Annotated in this window: 21 protein-coding genes; 6 read left to right on the top strand and 15 right to left on the bottom strand. The window is 43.6% G+C overall.

The window, feature by feature from the left end:
- Positions 1–115 precede the first annotated feature (115 nt).
- Positions 116–370 (top strand): carbon storage regulator CsrA, encoded by a 255-nt coding sequence (gene csrA, locus E5Y90_RS04735; RefSeq protein WP_151204472.1) that lies wholly within the window; start codon positions 116–118, stop codon positions 368–370.
- Positions 371–458: 88 nt separating this feature from the next.
- Here csrA and rnhB read toward each other — a convergent pair whose 3' ends face one another.
- The 7 genes from rnhB to yaaA all read right to left on the bottom strand — a co-directional run bounded on the left by rnhB (position 459) and on the right by yaaA (position 7,958).
- Positions 459–1,049: a ribonuclease HII gene (rnhB, locus tag E5Y90_RS04730; protein WP_151204471.1), complete on the bottom strand. Its 591-nt coding sequence runs from the start codon at positions 1,047–1,049 to the stop codon at positions 459–461.
- Between the two features lie 56 nt (positions 1,050–1,105).
- Positions 1,106–1,480 (bottom strand): hypothetical protein, encoded by a 375-nt coding sequence (locus E5Y90_RS04725; protein WP_174659553.1) that lies wholly within the window; start codon positions 1,478–1,480, stop codon positions 1,106–1,108.
- Positions 1,481–2,417: 937 nt separating this feature from the next.
- Positions 2,418–2,768 (bottom strand): hypothetical protein, encoded by a 351-nt coding sequence (locus E5Y90_RS04720; RefSeq protein ID WP_174659552.1) that lies wholly within the window; start codon positions 2,766–2,768, stop codon positions 2,418–2,420.
- A 64-nt stretch (positions 2,769–2,832) separates the two neighbouring features.
- On the bottom strand, positions 2,833–3,834 hold the full coding sequence (locus E5Y90_RS04715; protein ID WP_174659551.1) for an adenosine deaminase: 1,002 nt from the start codon (positions 3,832–3,834) through the stop codon (positions 2,833–2,835).
- Positions 3,835–3,907: 73 nt separating this feature from the next.
- Entirely contained in the window at positions 3,908–5,230 is a 1,323-nt protein-coding gene (locus E5Y90_RS04710; RefSeq protein ID WP_174659550.1) for an NCS2 family permease, read from the bottom strand.
- A 408-nt stretch (positions 5,231–5,638) separates the two neighbouring features.
- Positions 5,639–6,390, bottom strand: a protein-coding gene (locus tag E5Y90_RS04705) for an IS5 family transposase (protein ID WP_373688395.1) whose coding sequence is annotated in 2 segments (ribosomal slippage) — positions 5,639–6,156 and positions 6,156–6,390 — 753 coding nt in all. Because the reading frame shifts where the segments join, the coding sequence is not laid out codon by codon here.
- A gap of 785 nt (positions 6,391–7,175) precedes the next feature.
- Entirely contained in the window at positions 7,176–7,958 is a 783-nt protein-coding gene (yaaA, locus tag E5Y90_RS04700; protein ID WP_174659549.1) for a peroxide stress protein YaaA, read from the bottom strand.
- A gap of 124 nt (positions 7,959–8,082) precedes the next feature.
- Between yaaA and E5Y90_RS04695 the strand changes: the two genes are divergently transcribed.
- The gene (locus E5Y90_RS04695; protein ID WP_151204465.1) at positions 8,083–8,715 is read left to right on the top strand and encodes an alpha/beta hydrolase; all 633 of its coding nucleotides are present in this window, start codon (positions 8,083–8,085) and stop codon (positions 8,713–8,715) included.
- A 70-nt stretch (positions 8,716–8,785) separates the two neighbouring features.
- Here E5Y90_RS04695 and E5Y90_RS04690 read toward each other — a convergent pair whose 3' ends face one another.
- The 4 genes from E5Y90_RS04690 to pheA all read right to left on the bottom strand — a co-directional run bounded on the left by E5Y90_RS04690 (position 8,786) and on the right by pheA (position 13,768).
- The gene (locus tag E5Y90_RS04690; protein ID WP_151204464.1) at positions 8,786–9,151 is read right to left on the bottom strand and encodes a hypothetical protein; all 366 of its coding nucleotides are present in this window, start codon (positions 9,149–9,151) and stop codon (positions 8,786–8,788) included.
- 100 nt (positions 9,152–9,251) lie between these two features.
- The gene (locus E5Y90_RS04685) at positions 9,252–11,498 is read right to left on the bottom strand and encodes a bifunctional prephenate dehydrogenase/3-phosphoshikimate 1-carboxyvinyltransferase (RefSeq protein WP_174659548.1); all 2,247 of its coding nucleotides are present in this window, start codon (positions 11,496–11,498) and stop codon (positions 9,252–9,254) included.
- Positions 11,499–11,501: 3 nt separating this feature from the next.
- Positions 11,502–12,593 carry a histidinol-phosphate transaminase gene (hisC, locus tag E5Y90_RS04680; RefSeq protein ID WP_151206387.1) on the bottom strand — a complete coding sequence of 364 codons (1,092 nt, stop codon included), beginning with the start codon at positions 12,591–12,593 and terminating at the stop codon, positions 11,502–11,504.
- Positions 12,594–12,658: 65 nt separating this feature from the next.
- Positions 12,659–13,768: a prephenate dehydratase gene (pheA, locus tag E5Y90_RS04675; RefSeq protein ID WP_151206388.1), complete on the bottom strand. Its 1,110-nt coding sequence runs from the start codon at positions 13,766–13,768 to the stop codon at positions 12,659–12,661.
- 489 nt (positions 13,769–14,257) lie between these two features.
- Between pheA and E5Y90_RS04670 the strand changes: the two genes are divergently transcribed.
- On the top strand, positions 14,258–14,776 hold the full coding sequence (locus tag E5Y90_RS04670; protein WP_151205145.1) for a DJ-1/PfpI family protein: 519 nt from the start codon (positions 14,258–14,260) through the stop codon (positions 14,774–14,776).
- Between the two features lie 112 nt (positions 14,777–14,888).
- Here E5Y90_RS04670 and E5Y90_RS04665 read toward each other — a convergent pair whose 3' ends face one another.
- Positions 14,889–16,031 carry an acyl-CoA dehydrogenase family protein gene (locus E5Y90_RS04665; RefSeq protein WP_151205146.1) on the bottom strand — a complete coding sequence of 381 codons (1,143 nt, stop codon included), beginning with the start codon at positions 16,029–16,031 and terminating at the stop codon, positions 14,889–14,891.
- A 163-nt stretch (positions 16,032–16,194) separates the two neighbouring features.
- Positions 16,195–17,538 carry a dicarboxylate/amino acid:cation symporter gene (locus E5Y90_RS04660; protein WP_174659547.1) on the bottom strand — a complete coding sequence of 448 codons (1,344 nt, stop codon included), beginning with the start codon at positions 17,536–17,538 and terminating at the stop codon, positions 16,195–16,197.
- A gap of 428 nt (positions 17,539–17,966) precedes the next feature.
- Between E5Y90_RS04660 and E5Y90_RS04655 the strand changes: the two genes are divergently transcribed.
- Positions 17,967–18,968: a glycosyl transferase family protein gene (locus E5Y90_RS04655; protein WP_174659546.1), complete on the top strand. Its 1,002-nt coding sequence runs from the start codon at positions 17,967–17,969 to the stop codon at positions 18,966–18,968.
- A gap of 615 nt (positions 18,969–19,583) precedes the next feature.
- Here the strand turns inward: E5Y90_RS04655 and E5Y90_RS04650 are convergent.
- Complete coding sequence (locus E5Y90_RS04650; protein ID WP_151205149.1) at positions 19,584–19,856, bottom strand: YeaC family protein; 273 nt, start codon at positions 19,854–19,856, stop codon at positions 19,584–19,586.
- A gap of 2 nt (positions 19,857–19,858) precedes the next feature.
- The gene (locus E5Y90_RS04645) at positions 19,859–20,797 is read right to left on the bottom strand and encodes an NAD(+) kinase (protein ID WP_151205150.1); all 939 of its coding nucleotides are present in this window, start codon (positions 20,795–20,797) and stop codon (positions 19,859–19,861) included.
- A 475-nt stretch (positions 20,798–21,272) separates the two neighbouring features.
- On the opposite strand from E5Y90_RS04645, the gene mrcB reads away from it, so the two are divergent.
- The gene (mrcB, locus tag E5Y90_RS04640) at positions 21,273–23,660 is read left to right on the top strand and encodes a penicillin-binding protein 1B (protein ID WP_151205151.1); all 2,388 of its coding nucleotides are present in this window, start codon (positions 21,273–21,275) and stop codon (positions 23,658–23,660) included.
- Positions 23,661–23,674: 14 nt separating this feature from the next.
- A complete protein-coding gene (locus E5Y90_RS04635; RefSeq protein ID WP_174659545.1) occupies positions 23,675–24,220 on the top strand; it encodes a tetratricopeptide repeat protein in 546 nt (181 codons plus the stop codon).
- Positions 24,221–24,250: the final 30 nt, after the last annotated feature.

Below are 24,250 nucleotides of genomic sequence, written 5' to 3'. Positions count from 1 at the left end.
AATCTGTAGCTTAGCTAACAGGCTTTTTTTGGTTCAAATTTTATTTTTGTGATTTTAGGTTGTGTTTTTAGTACATCAATAAATTGCAGGTTTTGCGTTTTGCAAGGAGAAAAACATGCTGATTTTGACTCGACGTGTCGGGGAAACTTTAATGATTGGAGACCAGGTCAGTGTGACTGTACTTGGCGTAAAAGGTAATCAGGTTCGTATTGGGGTCAATGCTCCAAAAGAAGTCTCTGTGCACCGTGAAGAGATTTACCAACGTATCCAGCATGAACGCGCGATGCATGAACATCTTCAACATATCGATCAGGATTATCAACCTTCGTATGAAGATGAAAATCAGACACCCAATAACTTTAACCGTTAATTAAGTGTCCATTATAAAGCGGCTTTAAAGCCGCTTTAAATTTATCTGCCTTCGCTTTTATACCGTTTAGCCCAGTATAAATCAAGATTTAAACTGCTTGCTGCTGCTCAAGTACAGCTGCCAAGACTTTCTTTACCGGCCCAAAACTGCGACGGTGTTCATCAATTACACCGTGTAAAGCAATGGCTTCAAAATGCGCTTTGGTCGGATAGCCCTTATGTTTGGCAAAACCAAATTGCGGATATTTCTGGTCCATCTCCAGCATCTGACGATCACGGCTGACTTTAGCCAGAATACTGGCTGCGGAGATTTCAGCATGTAAAGCATCTCCCCCTACAACCGCCTCACAACTCATCATCAGACCTTGAGGGACTTTATTACCATCCACCAGCACATGATCCGGCTGGAGATTTAAGGCTTCTACGGCACGGCGCATCGCCAATAATGAGGCCTGTAAAATATTGTGTTCATCAATTTCAGCTGCTGACGCCTCTGCAATGGCCCAAGCCAAGGCTTTTTCCTGAATTTCGATAAAAAGCTTTTCCCGTTTCTTTTCACTGAGCTTTTTAGAATCGTTCAAGCCTTCAATCGGATTATCCGGATCCAAAATTACAGCCGCAGCCACCACCGATCCCACCAGTGGACCCCGCCCTGCTTCATCTACACCAGCAATTTTCATTTCATTTCCCATAAAAATAGGCTGTACCTGTCAGCCTATTCAAATTTCATTGCCGCTTAGTTTAGAGCTTCTGCGACACAGGCGTGAATCGTTTTTGCTACGACATTGCTTACAATTGTTGCGCGCGCAGCAGGATCAATAGCAGCTGTTGCCAAATCAACGGCTGTCACGCTTTGTGGTGCTTTTTCACTCACACAGCCACAGATTTCTGTCTGGACTTCCTGTTTTTGCGTAGCCGTCATCAATCGGGTGACTGTCTGCCAAGCAGGCACATTATTCAATTCAGTTGTACATTTTGCATTGATTGCAATTTTTAAGGCCGCTGTACCCAATTGCTGGCTTGTGCTTGGCTGAGTGTTCTCTGGGCCTGTGGCTGCACATGCAGAAAGAAGCAGAGCCAGGGGAGCCATCACAGCTACTATTTTTTTCATCAGGATGTCCTTTTTCAAATAGAAAAATATGGGGTATTGTGCCGAAATTCCAATGATTAAGGAATCTAAAAATAACAAAACCGCTTAGACTCTGTTAATCATTCACCTGTTTGCGAAGTAAGGAAGATATCTCGCAAGATTTTTTAGCTGATATAAGGAAAGAGGCAGGAAATTGAGTCATTCTAAATGAATGTCTCATAATGAGGTAGCAGTAAAAAACATACTGATCCTCCTATGCTATGAACAAAGTGATGCTTTGTTCTTGCTTAGGTAGCTAAAAAATTTTTCAGATTTTATGAAGCCTGACAATAGTCTCGATATTTCCTAGGTTTCATGCCTGATCTGCTCAATTTTAGCTTACAGCGCCAGCCGCTATTCATCAAAGAGAACAACCTAATCTACAGCCAGCCAAATGCGACATGAATGCGACGGACAGCCTTGCAGATTTAGAATTGCTTCTCTCCTCTATGTTTGACACGGATCTGGCTATCTTTCCAACTTGGTAATAACAGCATACAAAGCAAAATATCACCCGCCTACAACATAGTGGCTGCACTGGATCATGACATTATTTTTATCGTAGCCAGAGCTGGCTGCTAGCATGTCTCCCTTAATGAAAAATGGCACATGTGGTCATCTGGCTTTATATTTCTTGTTAATCGTCATGCATCTTACTGGTTGCCCATATCGCTAGAGCTTAGGCTAGGCGCGTGTCTTATATTTATTTAATGTGCTTGCTCTGATTTCAGAAAATCCAGCCATGACTAGTATTGTCAAACCACTAGCTATCTGGCTATCCTGAATGCTAGCAGTCTGATTGCTCAGTCATATTACAGTGGCGTTCAAACATCAATTTTTCAATAAAGATCATGTGCTGAAGAGCATGACATACCCCCAAATAATTGCAGAATCAAATAAATAGCACTAATAGCTTAGGCTATTTATTTTGAAGATACTCAGTGGCACAGCCTTTTAGACTATTGGCAATTGCCTGCTTGGTCAGCTCAGCCTTAAGTTCCTCATCCACAGTGGCTTTTAATAAGGTGGTAGCCGGTATCTCTTTCAGCGCATGTTCACCAACGCAGCCACACACCTCTTTTTCCAGTTTTTGCTGCTGTAATTCACTCATCAGATAAGTGCCTATTTTCCAGACTTTAGAACTTTTCAGCTCTTGGCTACACTGATATTCAATGACAGGCTTCAGGGCTTTCCGGGCCATACTGGTATCGCTACAGGCAGAACTCATCAGGGTAGCAGCAATCATTGGCCACAATAATTTTACGTTCATGTTCAATTCATTCAATTGAGCAAGCAAAGACAGCGTATGTCCTGTCTTTTGCAGGCTTTAGGTCTTAGGCGAGTGCATGAATCTTGCTAATCCATTGGGTTTTTTCAGTCTCAGACATAAATGAAGCTTCAAAAGAATTAATCGCCAACTGTTTCAATTCCTCTTGGCTTAAATCCAGCGCTTCAGTAATAGCAATGAAATTATCATTCATATAGCCACCAAAATAAGATGGATCATCTGAGTTGACAGTGACATGCACACCCTGCTGCAATAGACGACGGATATTATGCTGCTGCATATTCTCTACCACACAAAGCTTCAGGTTGGATAATGGACAAACCGTTAGTGGCATTTTTTCAGCGATCAGGCGCTGCATCAGTTCCGGATCTTCTTCTGAACGCACCCCATGGTCGATACGGTTGACTTTTAACAGATCCAAAGCCTCCCAGACATATTCTGCCGGCCCTTCTTCACCCGCATGTGCCACCACCAGAAAACCAGCTTCACGGGCTTTGGCAAAGACACGTTCAAATTTAGCAGGCGGATGCCCAATTTCACTGGAATCCAGCCCTACAGCAATGATTTGATCTTTATAAGCTAAAGCCTGCTCCAAAGTTTCAAATGCAGCCTCTTCGCTTAAATGGCGTAAGAAACACATGATTAAATGTGAGGTAATCCCCAGCTTGGTTTTTGCATCTTCACAGGCTTTTTGCAAACCGTTGATTACCGTTGCAAAGGCAATACCCCGGTCAGTATGGGTTTGTGGATCAAAGAAAATTTCGCTATGCACCACATGATCTTCTGCACATTTTTCAAAATATGCCCAAGCCAGATCATAAAAATCCTGCTCATCAATCAGCACATTTGCGCCTGCATAATAAATATCTAAAAATGATTGTAAATTATGGAAATTATAAGCCTGTTTAACTTCCTCAACCGATTGATATGGAATGGCAACTTTATTACGTTGCGCAATTGCAAACATCAGCTCAGGTTCAAATGTTCCTTCAATATGCACATGCAGCTCCGCCTTAGGCAAAGCACGGATCAACTCAAGATGATTCATCACGATTCCTCATAAATCCCGAAAATAAAAAAGGGCGCAAACCGAGTTTACACCCTTTCCAAATATAGAAAAATTAACCGCCAAACATCGCAAATTTAATGGCCCACAGCACAGCGACAATCCATACCATATAAGGTACGGTCTTCGCTTGACCGGTCAGTAGCTTGATCAATGCATAGCTGATAAAACCCATTGCAATACCATCTGCAATTGAGTAGGTAAATGGCATAAATACAATGGTTAAAAATGCTGGTACTGCTTCTGTAATATCGTTCCAGTCAATATGTACGATGCCCTGAATCATCAATACACCCACAAACAATAAGGCAGGTGCAGTGGCAAATCCGGGCACTGATTGTGCCAATGGAGCAAAAAACAGACAGGCAATAAATAACAGACCAACAATTACTGCGGTTAAGCCGGTACGACCACCCGCTGCGACACCTGCAGAAGACTCGATATAAGGGGTTGTAGACGATGTACCCAATGCAGCACCGGCAACAATGGCAGACGAGTCGGCAAATAATGCTTTTTTCAAACGTGGCAACTTGCCATCTTTTAGTAGGCCTGCGCGATGAGAAACGCCAACCAACGTACCAGTTGAGTCAAACAGATCGACCAGAAAGAAAACAAAAATGACACCAATCAAGCTTGCGGTAAACAAGCCGTCAAAGTCCATTTGCATGAAGGTTGGAGCAATCGAAGGTACCGCACCTACAACGCCTTTAAACTCGCTTAAGCCCATTGCAGCAGAAATTGCGGTTAACACCAGAATACTGATGATAATTGAACCACGCACCTTAAAGTGATGCATGACCACCACCATCAGAAAACCAAATAAAGCCAGCAATACTGAAGGTTGCTTTAAATCTCCCAAACCGACCAGAGTAGCCGGATTATCAACAATGATTCCCGCATTTTTGAGGGCAATCAGCGCCAGAAATAGACCAATACCCCCACCAATCGCCAGTTTGAGCGACATTGGAATCGCATTTACAATTGCCTCTCGAATCTTGAACAGGCTGATCGCAATAAAGACCAGCCCCGAGACAAATACCGCACCCAATGCGGTTTGCCAAGGCACCCCCATTCCCAGACAGACAGAATAAGTAAAGAAGGCATTGAGCCCCATACCCGGTGCCAGTGCAATCGGATATTTTGCGATTAAACCCATCACAAAACAGCCAATAGCCGCTGCAAGACAGGTTGCAACAAAGACAGCCCCATGATCCATCCCGGTTTCGGATAAAATCATTGGATTGACAATAATGATGTAACACATGGTTAAAAATGTAGTTACACCAGCCAGAACTTCTATACGGAAACTGGTTTTGTTCTCACTCAGCTTAAACAGACGTTCCAGCATATTTTCTGAAGATGGATTAGGAGTCGCCATGACCTAGCCCCTATGAAGTAAATTTTATGCTTTGAGCATGCCGCCAGATTCATGAGATTTCATCAAATACCTCATTAATCTTAAAGATTTGTGAGCAATAAATATGCCAGCATTACTCTCTGACGGATCAAAATATTTCAACAGCAACAGTAGAAGGACCGCGCCATAAACACCCAAAAACAACTTAAACAAAAAAGCTGCATAACTTTTATGCAGCTTTTTCCTCATCCGGATCAGACATTTAAAAAGCTAAAAGCCGACCCAAATTTATATTTTTCAGATTATAACACATTGATTTCTTATTACTTCTTTGATTTTATAATTTATTAAAATTCAAACTGTCCAGCTTAAGTCTTTTCTTAATTTTGTCTTATTTATTATTTATTTATTTTTAATTAGGGCGTGTCCTCATTTGGCTTTACACCAAATAAACATGCAAGCAATGTAAATCATAGACTGATAATTTCGTGCAAGCTTATCAAATCGGGTAGCAATAGCACGGAAATGTTTTAATCTCGCAAATGCATTTTCAACTAAATGTCTTAATTGATATAGATATTTATCAAACTCCTTATTCGACCTTTTACTATTTGATCTCATTGGAATAATGGGAATCATATCCTTATTCTGGGCATATATTCTAATCTGCCCAGCATCATACCCCTTATCAGCAATAAGATAAGTTGCCTCGTCTACAGTATCAATCAGTTGTTTTGCAACCTGACTGTCGTGGACGTCACCCCCAGTGATTTTAAAATCAATCGGTAATCCATTCGCGTCGGTTGCAAGATGTATTTTTGTTGTTCGTCCACCACGTGATTGTCCAATTGCTCTTTTGAAACCATGCCGAGCTCCACTTGCATGTTGATGCACGCGTATGTAGCTTCCGTCAATGAATATCCACTCTTGATCCAGGACGCCTCGTAATCTAAAAAAAATTTATCCCACAATCCCTTGCTTGCCCAACGATTAAAGCGATTGTAAGCAGTTTGCCAAGGACAAAATTCTTGGGGAATATCCCGCCATGTGGCGCCTGTACGCAGTTTCCATAAGATCGCTTCCATGATATTTCTACTATTCTTTGAACAGTAGCAACCATGTAATCGCATAGTATCTTGAATTTTCTGCCAGATATCATCGGTAAGAAGAGTGCGTGCCATTGAAAATGTATAAATAAAAATAACTCAAAGGAGGATTTTAAGTATTTAAAACCAATTCTTCAAATGAGAACACGCCCTAGTTTAACTTTATTGTTTTAATTATAAATAAAAATTCCGATCTAATCCCGATGACGATTAGAATCCAGTAATTTTTGTGAATGCTGAACCTCCTTTAAAATTTGATGAATTTCTGTATATCTTTTCAACTGTGCCTGCTGATGCACATAATAGCTCAGTAGACTAACAATGATTATAAAAATAGGAATCGTGCAAGTTTTCATTTTCTGTAACCACTTTGTTACCCGATCACAGTAATACTAACAAAAACCTAACAAATATGTGACTTAGTTTACATTTAACCCGATAAAGCGTGATTTTTGTAACCCTGCTTTCAATTATTGGATTAAAAATTTACTGAATACTTATCTAATTAATTTCGTTATTTCTATCTATTTCTCGTAGTTCATACCATACATTAATAATATTAAAATTATGAAGATCAAATATTTATTTATATTTTAGAATTTAAATACCTGTAAAATCTATTCCAATATAAACCATTAAAACCCTATTCATTTTATCTGTATTGAGTCTCCAAAAAAACCCTTCAAATACAGTACATAATTTCCTATATTAATAATATTTATACAGTATTAAGGATATTGTTCTTGGCACTATTTGATCTAAGGATATTTAACAGCTCCCTATAAATCAGCTATTTATTTAACTTAAGCTCACTCCACTTGATACAAATGCCGTTAAAGTAGAGTGAGCCGATTCTGAAATTAGCGATCTAATTGTTCATCACGTTTAAAGATCAATTCGCCTTTTAAAGAACTGTCCGCATCAAAATAATAACCTTCACTATTAAAAGCCTTAAGCTCTTCAATCCGTTCAATTTTATTTTCCAGAATAAAACGAGCCATGAGACCACGGGCTTTTTTAGCATAAAAACTAATGATCTTATATTTTCCATTTTTCTGATCTAGAAATACTGGCTTAATGATGTGTGCCTGAATCTGGCTTTCCTTGACGGACTTGTAATACTCATCTGAAGCAATATTGACCAATAACTCTGAATTGGCCGCTGCCAGATCGGCATTAATCTGATCAGTAATGATACTGCCCCAGAAGTCATACAGGTTATGGCCGCGTGTGTTTGCCAGTTTAGTTCCCATTTCAAGACGATAAGGCATCATTAAATCTAGGGGGCGTAACAGGCCATATAACCCGGACAACATGCGTAAATGTATCTGGGCATGAGCAAGCTCGGCATCATTCAGATTATAAGCATCCAGGCCGGTGTAGACATCGCCTTTAAAGGCAAAAATCGCCTGTCGGGCATTCGACAAGTTAAAATCGGGCTGCCAGTCACGAAAACGCTCTACATTTAACTGGGCAATTTTTTCACTCACACTCATTAATGTGGCGATTTCTGAAGCAGATAACTTACGACTAAGGTCGACAAGCTCTTGTGAATGCTCAAGCAATCTTGGTAGGGTAAAAGTATCCGTCGGTAAATTTGAAGCATAATCGAGGGTCTTTGCAGGAGAAATGAGTGCAAGCATGATTAACCTGGTTAAAAAGTGATTAATCACACTATATCAGCCAACTTATTTTAATTCCAATTCATGTTTTTACTGACCACAATCGTTAAAATAAGCCACACTCCTGTAATGAATCGATTCTCCCATGTCCGAGCAAATTTTCCTTCAGGGTCCTGTGGGACAACTTGAAGTTTTTGTGGATTATCCTCAAGGTGAAGTGAAAGGATTCGCGGTTGTTTGCCACCCTCATCCATTGCAAGGCGGTACTCCACAGCACAAAGTTCCAGTTCTGTTAACACAAATGTATCTGGAACGCGGTTGTGTAGTTTATCGTCCAAGTTTCCGTGGCTCTGGTCAAAGTGAAGGTCTGCATGACGATGGCTACGGCGAAACGGATGATGTACTGGAAATTATCCGGTACGCACGTGAGCAGCACACTGGCCTACCCTTTTATGCAGGCGGTTTTAGCTTCGGTGCCCATGTTATTGCGAAAAGCTATGCTGCACTGCCTGTAGAGCTACAACCAAGTCAAACCATTTTATGCGGCTTACCCACTGCAACTGTTGCAGGTATTCGTCACTATGAAACTCCACATATTAAAGGAGATATTTTATTCATTCATGGCGAAGCGGATGATATTACCCTATTATCCGACATGATGGCCTGGGCCAAACCACAACGTCATCTAGTGACGGTTTTACCCGGAGCAAACCATTTTTTTACCGGCTATCTCAAACAATTGCGGATCGCTATGGCCCGTTTTCTAACATTAGGCTAATTTTTAAAAAAACCTCATATCAGATGAGGTTTTTTATATCTCTCCGGCATTTTATGATCCGGCTTCTCGGTTAATCTTTCCATTCAAAACCACTAAAGCCTTCCTGTTCTTTTAATGAAGCTTCTACAGCCTGCGCCAGCTGATTCAGCAAGCTCCGCTCGGCAATACGCTCTAGCCAGTCCTGTTCTTCATCAGGATAGGATGCAATCTCACAAATAAAGTGTCCTTCACTGTCCTGGGTCTCACAGCTGACAGAAAGCGGCAGTTCATGATCTTCAACCGCAACCGCCACCTGCCCTCCACTTTGTGGCAAGGTCTGAAAACCATATTTACCCAGTTCACCAGCAAGCAATTGCGCGATGTATTGCTGAGTTTTATGATGATCCTGTAATTGCTGCTGACCTTGAGCATGGGCCATAAATTTTAATATTCGCATCACTACTTCCAAATGGCTTTTTTCTTGTATGGGTTTAGCATAAGCCAATATAAATAAAACAGCCAAGCAAAAGCTTGGCTGTTTTACACAAATTCAGAAATTATTCTGTTACGTCAATCGTCAGACCTGCTTGAGCAGTTAATTGAGTAAAGGTCGGGAAGCTGGTTGCCACCGTTTCAGTCCCAATAATCTTGATTACACCCGAATTACGCAGACCTGCAATCGAGAAGCTCATGGCAATGCGGTGGTCATGATGTGATTCAATTTCCCCACCTTCAAAGATAGCTGACCAGTCGCCTGACTTGCCTTTACCTTCGATAATGATGCCATCTTCTGTTGGCGTACAGTCAATCCCCATTGTTTGCAAACCATCAGCCATGACCTGGATACGGTCTGATTCTTTTACCCGTAGCTCAGCAGCACCCGTCAGGATAGTGCGGCCTTCAGCACAAGCTGCAGCGATGAATAGCGCAGGGAATTCATCAATCGCCAGAGGCACTTGATCTTCCGGAATATGAATTCCTTTTAAGGTACGTGTACCACGAATACGAATATCCGCAATCGGTTCACCGCCTGCGATACGTTCATTCTCAACAGCGATGTCCGCACCCATCTGTTTCAGAATTTCAATGATTCCGGTACGTGTCGGGTTAACCCCCACTGCTTCAAGAGTAATATCCGCATTTTCAGTAATAGCGGCGCCCACCATAAAGAAAGCCGCAGAAGAAATATCGGAAGGTACTTGAATATCCGTACCGACAAGCTTTCCGCCACCTTGTAGGGAAATACGGTTAGCTTCGGTTTTGACTTCATAACCAAAAGCACGCAGCATACGCTCGGTATGGTCGCGCGTTGGTTCAGGCTCGGTGACTGCGGTTTCACCCTCTGCCCACAGACCTGCCAGCAAAATGCCGGATTTCACCTGTGCCGATGCCATTGGCAAGTCATACTGAATGCCTTTCAGGTTTTGGTTTCCGGTGATAGACACCGGCGGCGTACCGCGTTCACCTGTGGTTTGAATCTGGGCGCCCATTTCACGTAAAGGATTGGCAATACGCTCCATCGGACGTTTAGACAGCGATGCATCACCGGTCATGACTGAATCGAATTTTTGTGCAGCCAGTATCCCCGAAAGAAGACGCATCGAAGTACCCGAGTTCCCCATGTAGATTGCAGACTCCGGTGCTTTCAGACCGTGCATGCCCACCCCATGAATGGTCACTTCACCATTTTTAGGGCCTTCAATACTCACGCCCATATCACGGAATGCCTGCAAGGTTGCCAGTGCATCTTCGCCTTCCAGAAAACCAGTCACATGCGTGGTACCTTCTGCAATGGCACCAAACATGATAGAACGGTGTGACACAGATTTGTCACCAGGCACGCTAAATTTGCCCTGGAATTTTTTGGCACCCGGCTGAATGGTAAATTGTTGTGTCACTTTACTTTTCTCCATGAAAGGTTTCTTGACAAGCATATGATTGAAGTGCTGGCGCGCTGCTTGAGCATGTCCCAACAAACCCATTAATGTCTGGGAGTCTTCCTCTTCAATCAGTTTACGAATAATGGCAAGCTGTGCCTCAAAGCCATCCACGGCGTTGAGTATCGCTTTTTTATTGGCAAAAAAGATGTCATGCCACATCTGTGGGTCACTGGCGGCAATCCGCGAAAAATCCCGAAAGCCTCCCGCAGCATAACGAAAAATGTCTAAATTGTCTTCACGCTTGGCCAGCTGTTCGACCAAGTTAAAGGCCATTAAATGCGGCAAATGACTGGTATGAGCCAGCACTTCGTCATGCTTGTCCACATCCATACAAATAACTTCCGCATGAGCGGCCTGCCAAAGCTGAATCATTTTATCGACAGCCCAGTCTGCACTGGTCGGCAATGGTGTTAAAATGACCTTATGGTTGGCAAATAAATCGACCTTCCCGGCATGTACACCGGTGTGCTCTGCACCTGCAATAGGATGCCCTGGCACAAAACCGGCTGGAAGCTGCTCACCATATACCGCCTTGGCAGCAGCGACTACATTGGCTTTAGTACTGCCAACATCTGTAATGATGACATTTTCAGCCAGATGAGGCTGAATGGTTTCCAGTACCTTTTGCGTAGCACGAACTGGCAAGGCCAAAACAACCAGATCTGCACCCTGAACTGCCTGTACCGGATCAGTATAACCCGCAGAAATCAGCCCCAGTACTTTGGCATCTTCTAGGGTTTTTTGTGAGCGTGTCGAAGCCACGATGTCATTCGCCAAATGCTCGGCACGAATGACCCGCGCCAGGCTTGAACCAATCAGTCCAAACCCGATAAATGCAACTTTTTCAAACAGTGGCTGCGACATGGTTTACGCTTTAGCCTCTAAGCCGAGTACTTTGGCAAGTGCGCTCAGGAATTTGGCATTTTCTGCTTCGGTTCCAATCGATACACGCAAATGATTTTGAATCCCTACAGGGCGTACAATCACACCCTCTTTCAACAGGCTATTGAATATTTGTGCCGGATCAGCCTGTATATCAACCAGAATAAAGTTGGCGCGTGAAGGCACGTAGTTCAGACCTAAAGCCTGAAAACCTGCTTCAAGCTGAGCCATGCCCGCTTTGTTCGCTTCACGAGATTTTTCAATAAACGCTTCGTCTTTCAGGGCCGCAACAGCAGCGACCATCGCCAAATGGTTAACGTTAAATGGCTGACGAATGCGGTTCAGATAATCCGTTACTTCAGCAGAAGCCAGAGCAAAACCTACCCGCAGTGCAGCCAGACCATAGCACTTAGATAAAGTACGACTCACGATCAGGTTTGGATACTGTTTCAGGAATTTCAGACTATTAAAATTTTCCGGGAAATATTCCACATAAGCTTCGTCAAGCACGACGATGACCTTGGCAGGCACTTTTTGCATAAAGCTTTCAAATTCAGCTTCTTCAAACCAGGTGCCTGTCGGGTTATTCGGGTTTGCGATAAAGATCAGCTTGGTATTGTCTTTAATAGCCGCAGCCATCGCATCAAGATCGTGCGAAAAACCTTTTGCCGGGACTTCAATCGCTTCTGCATTAATCGCCTGGGTCACCAGGGCATAGACAGCAAATGCATGCTGGCTATACACCACAGAATCTTGTTCGGAGACAAAAGCTCGGGCAAAAATTTCTAACAGGTCATTTGAACCATTACCTAAAGTAATCTGGTCATGATTAAAACCAAACTGTGCCTTGATCTGGTCTTTTAAAATAAAACCGCCGCCATCCGGATAACGGCCAATTTCAGCAATTTCAGCAGCGACAGCTTCTTTGACTTTATCTGAACAACCCAACGGGTTTTCATTAGAAGCCAGTTTCACGATGTCGGTGATACCCAATTCACGCTCAAGCTCACTGATTGGCTTGCCTGGTTGATATGGCTTTAATTTAGAGATGCCTTCATTGGCTGGGACAAATGACATTTTTGAATTCCGATTTACAGATGAAACAGTGACCAATACCCTCGCACTGGCCACAAATGGTTGACTTAAAGTACAGCTTGAGGATATGAACCTAATACCCGAACTTCTTTAACCAGTGGGCGAATTTCTGCAATTGCCGCTTTGACATTTTCCTGTTCAATATGTCCTTCCAGATCAATAAAGAACACATAGGCCCATTTTTCCGGAAGTGCCGGACGGGTTTCAATACTGGTCAGGCTGATATTGTGCTTGGCAAACGGAGTCAGAATTTCCAGCAATGCACCTGCACGGTCATGAGCAGACACCAGTAATGAGGTTTTATCATTACCACTTTGCGGTACTTTTTCACGGCCAATTACCAGGAAACGTGTGGTATTTTCCGGGTTGTCCTCAATATTGCCATGCATGATTTCAAGGCCATAAATATTTGCCGCAATCTCGGACGCAATTGCAGCCGAATGCCATTCATTGCGAATACGGCGTGCTGCTTCGGCATTTGAGCTTAAAGCCACACGCTCTACACCGGGATAATGTGCATCCAGCCACTTACGACATTGCGCCAAAGTCTGCTGATGGGCATAAATCTGCTTGATACTATCTTTACGAGTATTTTCAGAAATCAGGAATTGATGATGGATTGGCAGTTCCACTTCGCCAATCACATTCAGGTTCGATGTTTTAAAGCAATCCAGCGTATGGTTCACTACACCTTCAGACGAGTTTTCAACTGGTACCAGACCATAATGGGCACCTCCCGCTTCCACTTCGCGGAAAACTTCATCAATGGTCGGCAATGGACGCACCACTGCATCGTGTCCAAAATGTTTAAGTACTGCCGAGTGCGTATATGTTCCTACCGGCCCCAAAAAGGCAATACTTTGTGGCGCTTCAAGGGCTAGACAGGCTGACATAATTTCACGGAACAGGCGTGCCATGGTGGTATCTGACAATGGACCTTCGTTACGCTCCATAACATTACGCAATACCTGCGCTTCACGTTCCGGACGGTAAAACAGTGGATTCTCTTCCAAAGCGAACTTTGCTTTCGCTACTGCTTCAGCCAAACGTGCACGGCGGTTAATCAATTGCTGGATTTGCTGATCAACAGAATCGATATCTTCACGAATGTTAGCCAAATCTAGAGAAGTCGTGGTGTCTTGATCGTCGTTGATCATTATTATATCGCCCTTCATAAACCTTATCTGTTCCAGTATAACAATAGTCAGCTGCAAATGTTACGCAATATAACTTTATTGGATTAAGTTTTAAAAACAGTCATTTGTTTTTAACCGCTTATCGGTTTTCGTCATATCTGGTAACACTCATGGCAGCCTTTTCACCGCATTTACATTATTAAATTGTAAATTTGGTCTGCCCATCTTAACTGATTTTAAGCAAGATGAAATATCACTATTTCTGAATCTTGATAACTTTTTTAAGCATAAGAAAATTAAAAATAAAGCAAACTCACCTCCCCCATTCCTGCCCCAGTGACTTGCTGGACTGTTCACAATATTAAGCACATGCTCATCAAGGTATTTACCCACTTTTGCTTGATTTAGCTTAACTTTTTTACAGTAAAATACTGATCGCTTACAAAGCAGAGACGTTTTTTTAACCTTAAGTCGCTAGTCTGATTTGAAACGAGGATTGGGGTGTTTATCATGCCAAAAAGAATAGCTGTACTGGTGACGAACAATTTTGATGATCAGGAATATCTGGAACCTGTGGAAGCCTTACGCGCAGCCCAGCATACTATCTGCAATATTGAACTACGTGCAGGCAAGGTGGTTTATGGCTTGCATGGTGGTCTAGCCGTTACTATTGACCGTAGTATTGAACAGATCAGTATTGATGATTTTGATGCTTTACTCATTCCAGGGGGTGAGTCTCCGCTTGCACTGGCCCATGATGTTCGGGTGCTGCATTTTATTCAGGCTTTTAATCAGGCCAGAAAAACCATTTTTAGTCTGTGCGATGCTTCATTATTACTCAGTGAAGCCGATGTATTAAAAAACCGGATGATTACCAGTATCCGTGCCCATGCACTGCGCGTACAGTATGCAGGAGCAACCTATTATGATGCCGAACTGGTCAACGATAATAATCAGCTGATTTCATCACGAGTTCCCAACGACTTGCCTATTTTTATTCACGAATGCCTGAATGTACTTAAATCTTAAAACAATAATATATTGATACTTTCCAGATTTTTACATCCTGTTTTCTCCTTGGATTTTTAAATATTTCCCCTGTAAAAAAAGAGTTCATAACGAACTCTTTTTTACTTGAAACTTACCGTCCTAGCAGACCTCGTGCCACAATTTCCTTCATAATTTCATTGGTACCCCCATAGATTCGCTGAATACGCGCATCCACAAAGAAACGGGAAATTGGATATTCCGTCATATAGCCATAACCACCGAACAACTGAAGCAGATTATCAGCAACTTTCATCTGCATATCGGTCGAGAAGCTTTTTAAGGCTGCTGCGGTTTCAACATCCAGTTTGCCCTGCATATAAAGCTCGACATTCTGATTATAGAATGCAGCAGTTGCCAGCTCATCAATTTTGGCCTGAGCCAGTACAAAACGGGTATTCTGGAACTGGGCAATAGCCTGACCAAAAGCCTGACGCTCTTTGACATATTGTGTGGTGACATCAATAGAACCGCGTATTGCACCCAAGGCAGTTGCTGCAATGGCAGTACGTTCACGTGGCAATTCCTGCATTAAATAGGCAAAACCCTGACCCGGCTGGCCCAGCAACTGATCTTTGGGCACTTTGACCTGATCAAAGAACAGCTCTGAAGTATCCTGAGAATGCAAACCAATTTTTTCCAGATTGGTGCCTTTTTTAAAGCCCTCCAGATGGGTATCGACTAATAGCAGTGAGACTCCTTTCGCACGTGCCTGCGGGTCGGTTTTTACCGCCAGCACCACCAGATCTGCATGTTGCCCGTTTGAAATAAAGGTTTTGGAACCATTTAATAAATAATGATCATCTTGCAAAATCGCATGCGTACGTATGGCTTGCAAGTCTGAGCCGGCACCCGGTTCGGTCATTCCAATGGCACCCACCACTTCTCCCGTCACCATTTTAGGTAACCAGTATTTTTTCTGTTCTTCTGATCCAATATGCAGAATATAAGGCGCAGCAATATCTGAATGACACGACAACCCGGTGGAAATTGCGCTATAGCCTGCCCGTGCAGACTCTTCAATCAGCATCAGGGAATAATGCGTCGGCACTCCATAACCGCCATACTCTTCCGGCACATCTACGCACAGGAAACCATTTTCGCCCATCGCATGCCAGACAGAACGCGGTATCATGCCTTCGCGCTCCCATTGCGCATAATGCGGGGCAACATGTTCATTCATAAAACGTTTAAAGTTATCGCGAAATAATTCTAGGTCAGCATCATAGGCCAGCATTCTTTTATCCTTATGGCGTTTATCATTATATCCCGAGCACAGACTAGCTATTTTTAAAGCCACTGTCATGTGCTGAAGCTGACTTTTTCCCAAACTCCTGAGTCAATAAGTTTTTCCCATAAAAAAAGGAAGCCGTAGCTTCCTTTTCTATCCAGACAGCGCATTAATTTGCTTGTGGGCCGTCCTGTAGCATTTGTTTATCAATTTCAGCCGGATTTGCCAGCGCCCAATCCAGTTTTTCTTTATCCAGCTGGCCCACCCATTTTGCAACCATTAAAGTTGCCAGAGAGTTACCCACCAGGTTGGTCAAGGCACGTGCTTCAGACATAAAGCGGTCAATACCCAGGATTAAGGCCAGACCGGCAACTGGGATATGACCTACCGCAGACAGCGTTGCAGCCATAACAATAAAGCCGGAACCTGTGACCCCTGCTGCACCTTTTGATGAAATCAAGAGTACCAGCAGCAAAGTGATCTGATGTGAAAGATCCAGCTGGGTATTGGTCGCTTGCGCAATGAAGATTGCCGCCATGGTCAGGTAGATTGAGGTTCCATCCAGGTTAAACGAATAACCTGTTGGAATAACCAGACCCACCACAGATTTTTCTGCACCTGCCAGCTCGAGTTTTTTCAGCATACGTGGCAGCACCGATTCTGAAGATGACGTTCCCAGAACAATGAGCAGCTCTTCACGGATCAGACGGATCATTTTCATGATGCTAAAGCCGCCAATACGTGCAATCGTACCTAGAATAATAAAGATAAACAGGAGACAGGTAATATAGAAACAAATAATCAGCTGTGCCAACTGCGCCAGTGAACTGATGCCGTATTTACCGATGGTAAAAGCCATCGCACCGAAAGCACCAAGTGGAGCAAGCTTCATCACCATATTCACGATGTTAAAGAATACATGCGAGATCTGATCAATGAATTTCAGGACTGGCTTGCCTTGGGTGCCCAGTTTATGCAATGCAAAACCGAACATGATGGCAAATAACAGAACCTGTAAAATTTCGCCTTCTGCAAATGCACCTACGACTGTATTTGGAATAATATTCATCAGGAAGTCGATGGTAGACTGCGACTCACCTGAGGCTACATATTTACTAATCCCACTGCTATCAAGTGAGGCAGGATCAACGTTCATGCCCACACCCGGCTTGGCAATATTAATCACCAGCAGACCAATAATCAGTGCAATGGTCGATACGATTTCAAAGTAAAGTAAAGCAACCCCACCGGTTCTACCGACTGACTTCATGCTTTCCATACCCGCAATACCACTCACGACCGTACAGAAAATCACGGGTGCAATGATCATTTTGATCAAACGAATAAATGCATCACCTAAAGGTTTTAGCTGCTCACCCAGGCCCGGAACATACTGTTCTACGCCATTGATGATTTGTGTACCACTTGGTGAAAAATGTCCTACCAAAATACCTGCGATAATGGCTACAATCACTTGGAAATAAAGTGATTTATAAATTGGTTGTTTCGCCATAACAAATCTACTTGAACGATGTTTCAATAAAAACAAACAAAAAAATGCACTTTTTTAAGCGCACGACCTGCCCCCTCTGGCAAAAGAGTGAAATTCAACCAAATATTCATTCAGTCAAAATAGCGTTTCACAATTGTGAAACGCCAATGCTCTCATCTGATGCTTAGCATCCGACGAAAGTATGAGAACGGGAGAAAGAGATTAAGAAAAATTAAACACACTCTAAGGATTGGTTAAATTTTACCGAATAATTAGCCTGAATGTGTAGAGGTAAATACACATTTGGTCACTTTTTGGGCGAGACCCAATTAGACCTTAGTCGATAGTGAACTATATATTCCGGTTTATCGTATACTGAAATCCATCTCCAGATGAGTTGACATATTCTTTATCTTAATGATCATTTTTCAGGGCATGCCGAGTAAGTTATGAATAGCAAAAGAAATATTTATAAAGATTTTGAACATCCTTTTGCCCAGTTTGTACGGATTATTGGGAAAGGAAAAAATGGCGCACGCTCTTTAAGTTATGAAGAAGCCTATCAGGCTTTTAGCATGATTTTGAAAGATGAAGTACTGGATGTTCAACTGGGAGCCTTCTTAATGTTGCTTCGGGTCAAAGAAGAATCGGTAGATGAGCTGGCCGGATTTGTAAAGGCCACTCGTGATCAGCTTCACTTTAAAGCCTTGGAAGTTGATCTGGACTGGTCCTCTTATGCAGGTAAGCGCAAGCATTATCCGTGGTTTATTCTGTCTGCCTTAACTTTGGCCAAACATGGCTACAAGATAGTCATGCATGGTGCTTCCGGGCATACAATGAACCGGATCTATACTGAGCAAGTCCTGACTTACTTAGGCTATCCAATCTGTCAGGATGATCAGGACGTGGAGCAACAGCTTCAGCAACAGCATTTTGCTTATCTCCCCCTCGAGGTTATTTCACCGATTCTGGCCGATTTAATTGCATTACGTAATATTATGGGCCTACGCTCCCCGATTCATACTTTGGCACGTCTGATCAATCCCTTTAACGCCAAAGCCACTTTACAGGCTATTTTCCACCCGGCTTATCGCAGTTCACATCAACAGGCTGCATTTAAACTGGGCTATCAAAACAGTGCGGTCATTAAAGGTGAAGGGGGCGAGTTCGAACGCAATCCGGATGCCAGAACTTTAATCTGCGGGATTAAAAATGGCGAACTTTATGAGCATGAATTGCCTAAATTGACTGATAACCGCAGTCCAACTGAGGAAGAGCTGGATCTGGAGGTTTTCAAAGCAGTTTGGGAGGGCAGGGAGCAGCATGACTATGGGGAAATGGCGGTGACTGAAACCATGGGGATTGCGCTCTATACCATGGGTGTATGTGACAGCTATGCGGCCGCTATGCAGCAAGCGAAAACTCTGTGGGCGCAGCGCCATCCACTATAAAGTTTTTCCTTAATTTAACGGCGAATCGGCTCGTATGCTAAGCCTCTGCTGTAATCTGAACCGGCTGACATAAAGTGTGATGCCAACGTATAGAAACAGCAGCAGGTTCGCCGGTAAGTTGATCTTTCGGCCGCCCCATTATTCAGCTCAAAATAAATTGTGAGTTGAAGATCCTGTTTATGACCTTCTCATGAATACTCTAACGAGCAAAGAACATCAGGTACGGCTTCCCCTTCAGCACACCCTGATAAATTCCAATCATCTTGACGAAACAATCAGCATTTTTTTATTCAGTATCCTCTGGCCGAAATTGCGGCTGCTTACAGGCAGCAAAATTTTGATACTCTAGCCTGATGCCGAGCAGCTCCTGCATAAGCTGTAAGGCAGTGCCCGTCCATTTCTGGATAAAGACGACCTGGAGCAGGAAGAGCTGAATTATTATGACAATCATCTGAACTTTGAATTAGCTGATGAGATTAGCCAGTTTGAAGATGGGCAGCCGGTCAACATCTTGCATGGAAAGTTAAGTCTGGATTTCTGCGCCCATGAAAAAAGCATTGTGAACATCACAATGCTTTTTTAGTTTTCAACACTTCTTTAAAATGTCGGGCCAGATTATACAAAACGGATCGGCTTGAATTCTGGTTCATTTTTGTGATGATCATCATCACATTGCTCACCTTCCTCTTTGGTCCCGCGGTCAATATAGCCACTACGTTCAGTTTCCGGCAGATGCTTAATTTCCCAGGCATAGACGGCTTGCATACAGGTCTGGCGCTGTTCTTCGGTTAATGCCACACCATTTGGCCATTTTCCAATCTCAATTGCTGTTCTCAGGCGCTCAACAATTTCAGGATTGAGTACGGCAAGCATTTGTTCAATATTCATGTTTAATCCTGCTTAAAATAATCAAAGTCCTGGTTCCAGCCCAGTTTGGTTCGACACGCATTATAGAAGTCATAACCTGGTGGATGCAGAAGATTCAGTTTAAATGGATGCTTACGAATATGGACGCTATCGTCAATATTCAAAGACACGCTGTGTTGTCCATCCGCACTTACCATCGGCAGTACGCGATTTTCACGAATTAGTAATTTCACTTCGCTATGCCCCCCCACCACAATCGGTCGGGAAGATAAAGTATGTGGATGCATGGGCACTAACACAATGGCATCCATACTTGGATTCAAAATGGGTCCACCACCAGACAAGGCATAAGCAGTTGAGCCGGTTGGAGTCGCTACGATCAAGCCATCACTGTGCTGACGGTAGACATACTGTCCATCAATATTCAGCTCAAAATCGATCATATGTACCGACTTACCCGAGTGTAAAACAATATCATTCAGGGCAATGGCATCGTAAATAATTTCGCCTTTGGAGCGGATTTCCACTTCTAGCAGAAAACGGCGTTCGGTCTGAAAATCCCCTTTTAACACCTGATCCAGCTTAAAGATCACTTCTGTAGGCTTGATATCAGTGAGAAAACCCAAACGTCCACGGTTTACTCCGATGACCGGGGTATTGTACTTGACCAGTGCACGTGCTGCATGCAGCAGTGAACCATCACCGCCTACCACAATCACCAGATCGACCACTTCACCCAGTAAGGCCCGGCTAACCGTTTGCGTATTCTGATAAGGCACCAGCTCAGCAGTGTCAGCATCAAATACCGGATGCAGACCGAGGTTCAGTAGATGATCATGGATAAGACATAAGGTTTCAACCACAGATGATTTATCAGGACGTCCTATTAACCCGATATTTCGAAATGTCTTATGGGAAATTTGCACCAGTATCGTCGCTCCATTACGAATCTTCGCTATCATAACATTAAGCCATACCCGGTTGACAATTTATAAAGCAGGCTGATTATGTCTTCGTTTCTTCGATATATATTTAAGGCCTGTTGACACTCTATCTATGTGTGCGACCTTAAGAGAGATATCGCGCAAGATTTTTTAGCTGATATCAGGCCTGAGTTCAAAGATTTAGCCATGCTAAAGGCATGACCCCATAAACGAGATAGCAGCAAAAAACAGGTTTGTTCTGAAAGGCCATAGCGAAGACGCTCTCGGCTTTCATTATAAAACTTGGCAAGTCTGGTTATTTCTCTCATTTCATGCCTGGTGTACTCGGTTTTAGTTATAGCACACTGCATGTATAAACAGTGTCAACAGTCTCCAATTAAGGAGAAATTGTGGTTTTAGATTTTAATTTTAATCACAATACTTGAATAATTATTGCAAAATAATGAAAAGCTTCGCATGATTAGCACAATTTCACAGGATCTTATCATTATTTATGAAGTCTGAACGTGGCCTGGGTCTGCTCGCCTTACTCTTCTCCATTCTCGTCATTTCCGCCTTCGTTGCTTTTAGTATCTATTTGATTCGTCTAGATAATATAGTACGTGACAAGTTTGAAGGCCAGCGCTGGGATATTCCGGCTAAAGTATTTGCACGCCCGATGGAAGTTTATGTCAATGCGCCAGTCAGCCAGCAGGACGTACAGCAAGAATTAAAACTATTAGGTTATAAAAACTCTGACAGCTATGCCAAATCGGGCAGCTTTGTCAGTACGGGGAATATCTTATATGTACATACCCGTGGCTTTGATTTTGGTGACCGGGTTGAACCGGAACAAGTCCTAAAAGTCAGCTTCAATGGCGAACAGATCAGTGATGTCAGTGCAACCAAGCCTTCCAGCTCGGGAATTGCCCGTTTAGAACCTTTATTAATCGGTGGTATTTATCCGCAGCATAATGAAGACCGGGTTCTGATTAAGCTTAATAAGGTTCCTAAACCGCTGATTGAAGCACTCATTGCCACAGAAGACCGTAACTTCTACCATCATCATGGGGTGTCGCCGCGTGGTATTGCCCGTGCGGTGGTCAGCAATATTACCGGGGGTAAACGTCAGGGGGGTTCAACCCTGACCCAGCAACTGGTCAAGAACTTCTATCTCACCCCTGAACGCACCTTAAAGCGTAAGGTGAATGAAGCCTTTATGGCCATGCTGATTGAGTTGCACTACAGTAAAGATGAAATTCTGGAAGCCTATTTAAATGAGGTAAATCTGGGCCAAAACGGCAGTTATTCTATTAATGGTTACGGTCTGGCCTCACAGTTCTATTTTGGCCTTCCTCTACGTGAATTAAATATTTCCCAGCAAGCATTTCTGGTCGGTCTGGTCCAGGGCCCGAGTTTATATAACCCGTGGCGTAATCCAGAAGCTGCTAAAAAGCGTCGTGATATTGTCTTGAACAATATGCAAGTCATGGGTTATCTGACTCAGGAACAGTATGAAACTGAAACGGCACGTCCGCTGAATGTGATTGCCAAGCCGACCTTAGGTCCGGCGCGCTTCCCGGATTTTCTGGACATTGTGCGTCGTCAGCTGCGTACCGATTATCAGGAAGCCGATCTGACCAATCAGGGCCTGCGGATTTTCACGACACTTGATCCACTGGCACAAACGCGCATTCAGGAGAGTTTCAAAAATACGGTAAGCAGTTTAAGTAAATCTAATCCGCGTCGCCTGAAAGATTTACAGGGCGCTGTTTTGGTGGCACATCCTGAAAATGGTGAGCTGGTCGCAGCTGTCGGGTCTACTCAGGATTTTACCGGCTTTAACCGTGCGCTGGATGCCAAGCGTCAGGTCGGTTCTTTATTAAAACCGGTCATTTATCTCACTGCTTTGGAGTCTAACCGCTATCACTGGGCCAGCCCGATTGAGGATAGCCAGCTCAGTATACAAAGTGATGGCAAAGCCTGGACTCCTAAAAACTATAGTGGGCGTGAATATGGTGTGGTGCCGATGGTACAAGCCCTGTCTCAATCCTATAACCTGTCTACGGTACGTTTAGGACAAGAATTCGGTCTATCCTCCTTTATCAATCATCTGAAAAAATTTGGTGTGAGCTCGGATATTCCATCTTATCCATCGATCTTTTTAGGTGCGGTCGATCTGTCACCGATGGAAGTGATGAACATTTATGGCAACTTCGCGACTGGCGGGTTTAAATATCCGGTCAAAGCGATTCGCTCAGTGGTGGATGCCAATGGCAAATCTCTGGATCGCTATAGCCTGGATGTACAGCCGACGATTAATCCGGCATCGGCCTATGCGCTGAATTATGGCTTGCAGCAGGTTATGAATAGCGGGACTGGCCGTGCAGCCTATAACAGCCTGCCACGTAGCCTGAATCTGGCCGGAAAATCGGGAACCACCAACGACACACGTGACTCCTGGTTTGCAGGGTATTCCGGTAACTATATGGCTGTGGTCTGGTTGGGCTTAGATGATAACAAGACAACCGGTTTAACCGGTTCTTCAGGTGCCCTGCCGGTTTGGACCAATGTGATGAAGCAGCTGCGTCAAAAACCGGTTAATCTGGCACAACCGAATGAGATTCAATGGCACTGGCTAGACCGCTATACAGGACAGTTATCTGCACAAGGTTGTGAAGGTGCCATGTATATTCCAATCTCCAGCCATGCCATACCGAATCAGGCTACGGCGTGTGGTATATCGCACTATGCCACTGAACCTTATACCATTGACTCAGAACCTGCTGAAACTGAAGAAATGGATGAAATCAGCCGCTATATACAAGAAACTGAAACAGAAATAGAACGTGATCTGTCTAGCGAAACCCGTATTATCTCGAGTGGAAGTTATAGTCAATAATTGAGCCTGTCATCATGTTAGATAAAGTCATTCCTGGTCTGCTCATTCTCGGTCTGGTGGGCTGCCAGACCATTTCTGAACCAGAGCAGCCTCTTACCCCGGCTAAACCGGCACAGGAGCAGCCGAAAGTTGCCACACCGGATGGTGTGGTGATTCGTCCTTATGAGCGCCCGGAAATTAAACGCCAGAAGATTATCCTTCCTGAGCAGAAACCACAGGCACAAAAATTTAATGATGGCCGCAATCTGCCTGCCTTTAAAAAGCTGATGCAACAAACCCAGAAAGCGTATAGCAAGCAGCAGTTTGCTCAGGCTGAAACCACTGTATTGCAAGCCCAGCGTCTGGCACCTCAAGCGCCTGAAACCTATCTCTATCTGGGAATGATTGCCAACCGCACCAACCAGCCCGCCCGCGCCGATGCTTTTGCTTTGCGTGGTCTGAGTTATGCCCAGTCCAAGGCCATGAAAAAGCAGCTCTGGCAAGTTCGCCTGAAAGCGGCTCAACAGCAGAAAAATAGCACAGCCATTCAGCAAGCCCGCCAGGCCCTCAGCAAATATTAGGGCCTGCTTTGGCAAATACTGAACGCTGTA

The sequence above is a fragment of the Acinetobacter sp. 10FS3-1 genome, from assembly GCF_013343215.1.
Lineage (GTDB): Bacteria > Pseudomonadota > Gammaproteobacteria > Pseudomonadales > Moraxellaceae > Acinetobacter > Acinetobacter lwoffii_C.
This window is presented reverse-complemented; position numbering and strand designations above follow the sequence as displayed.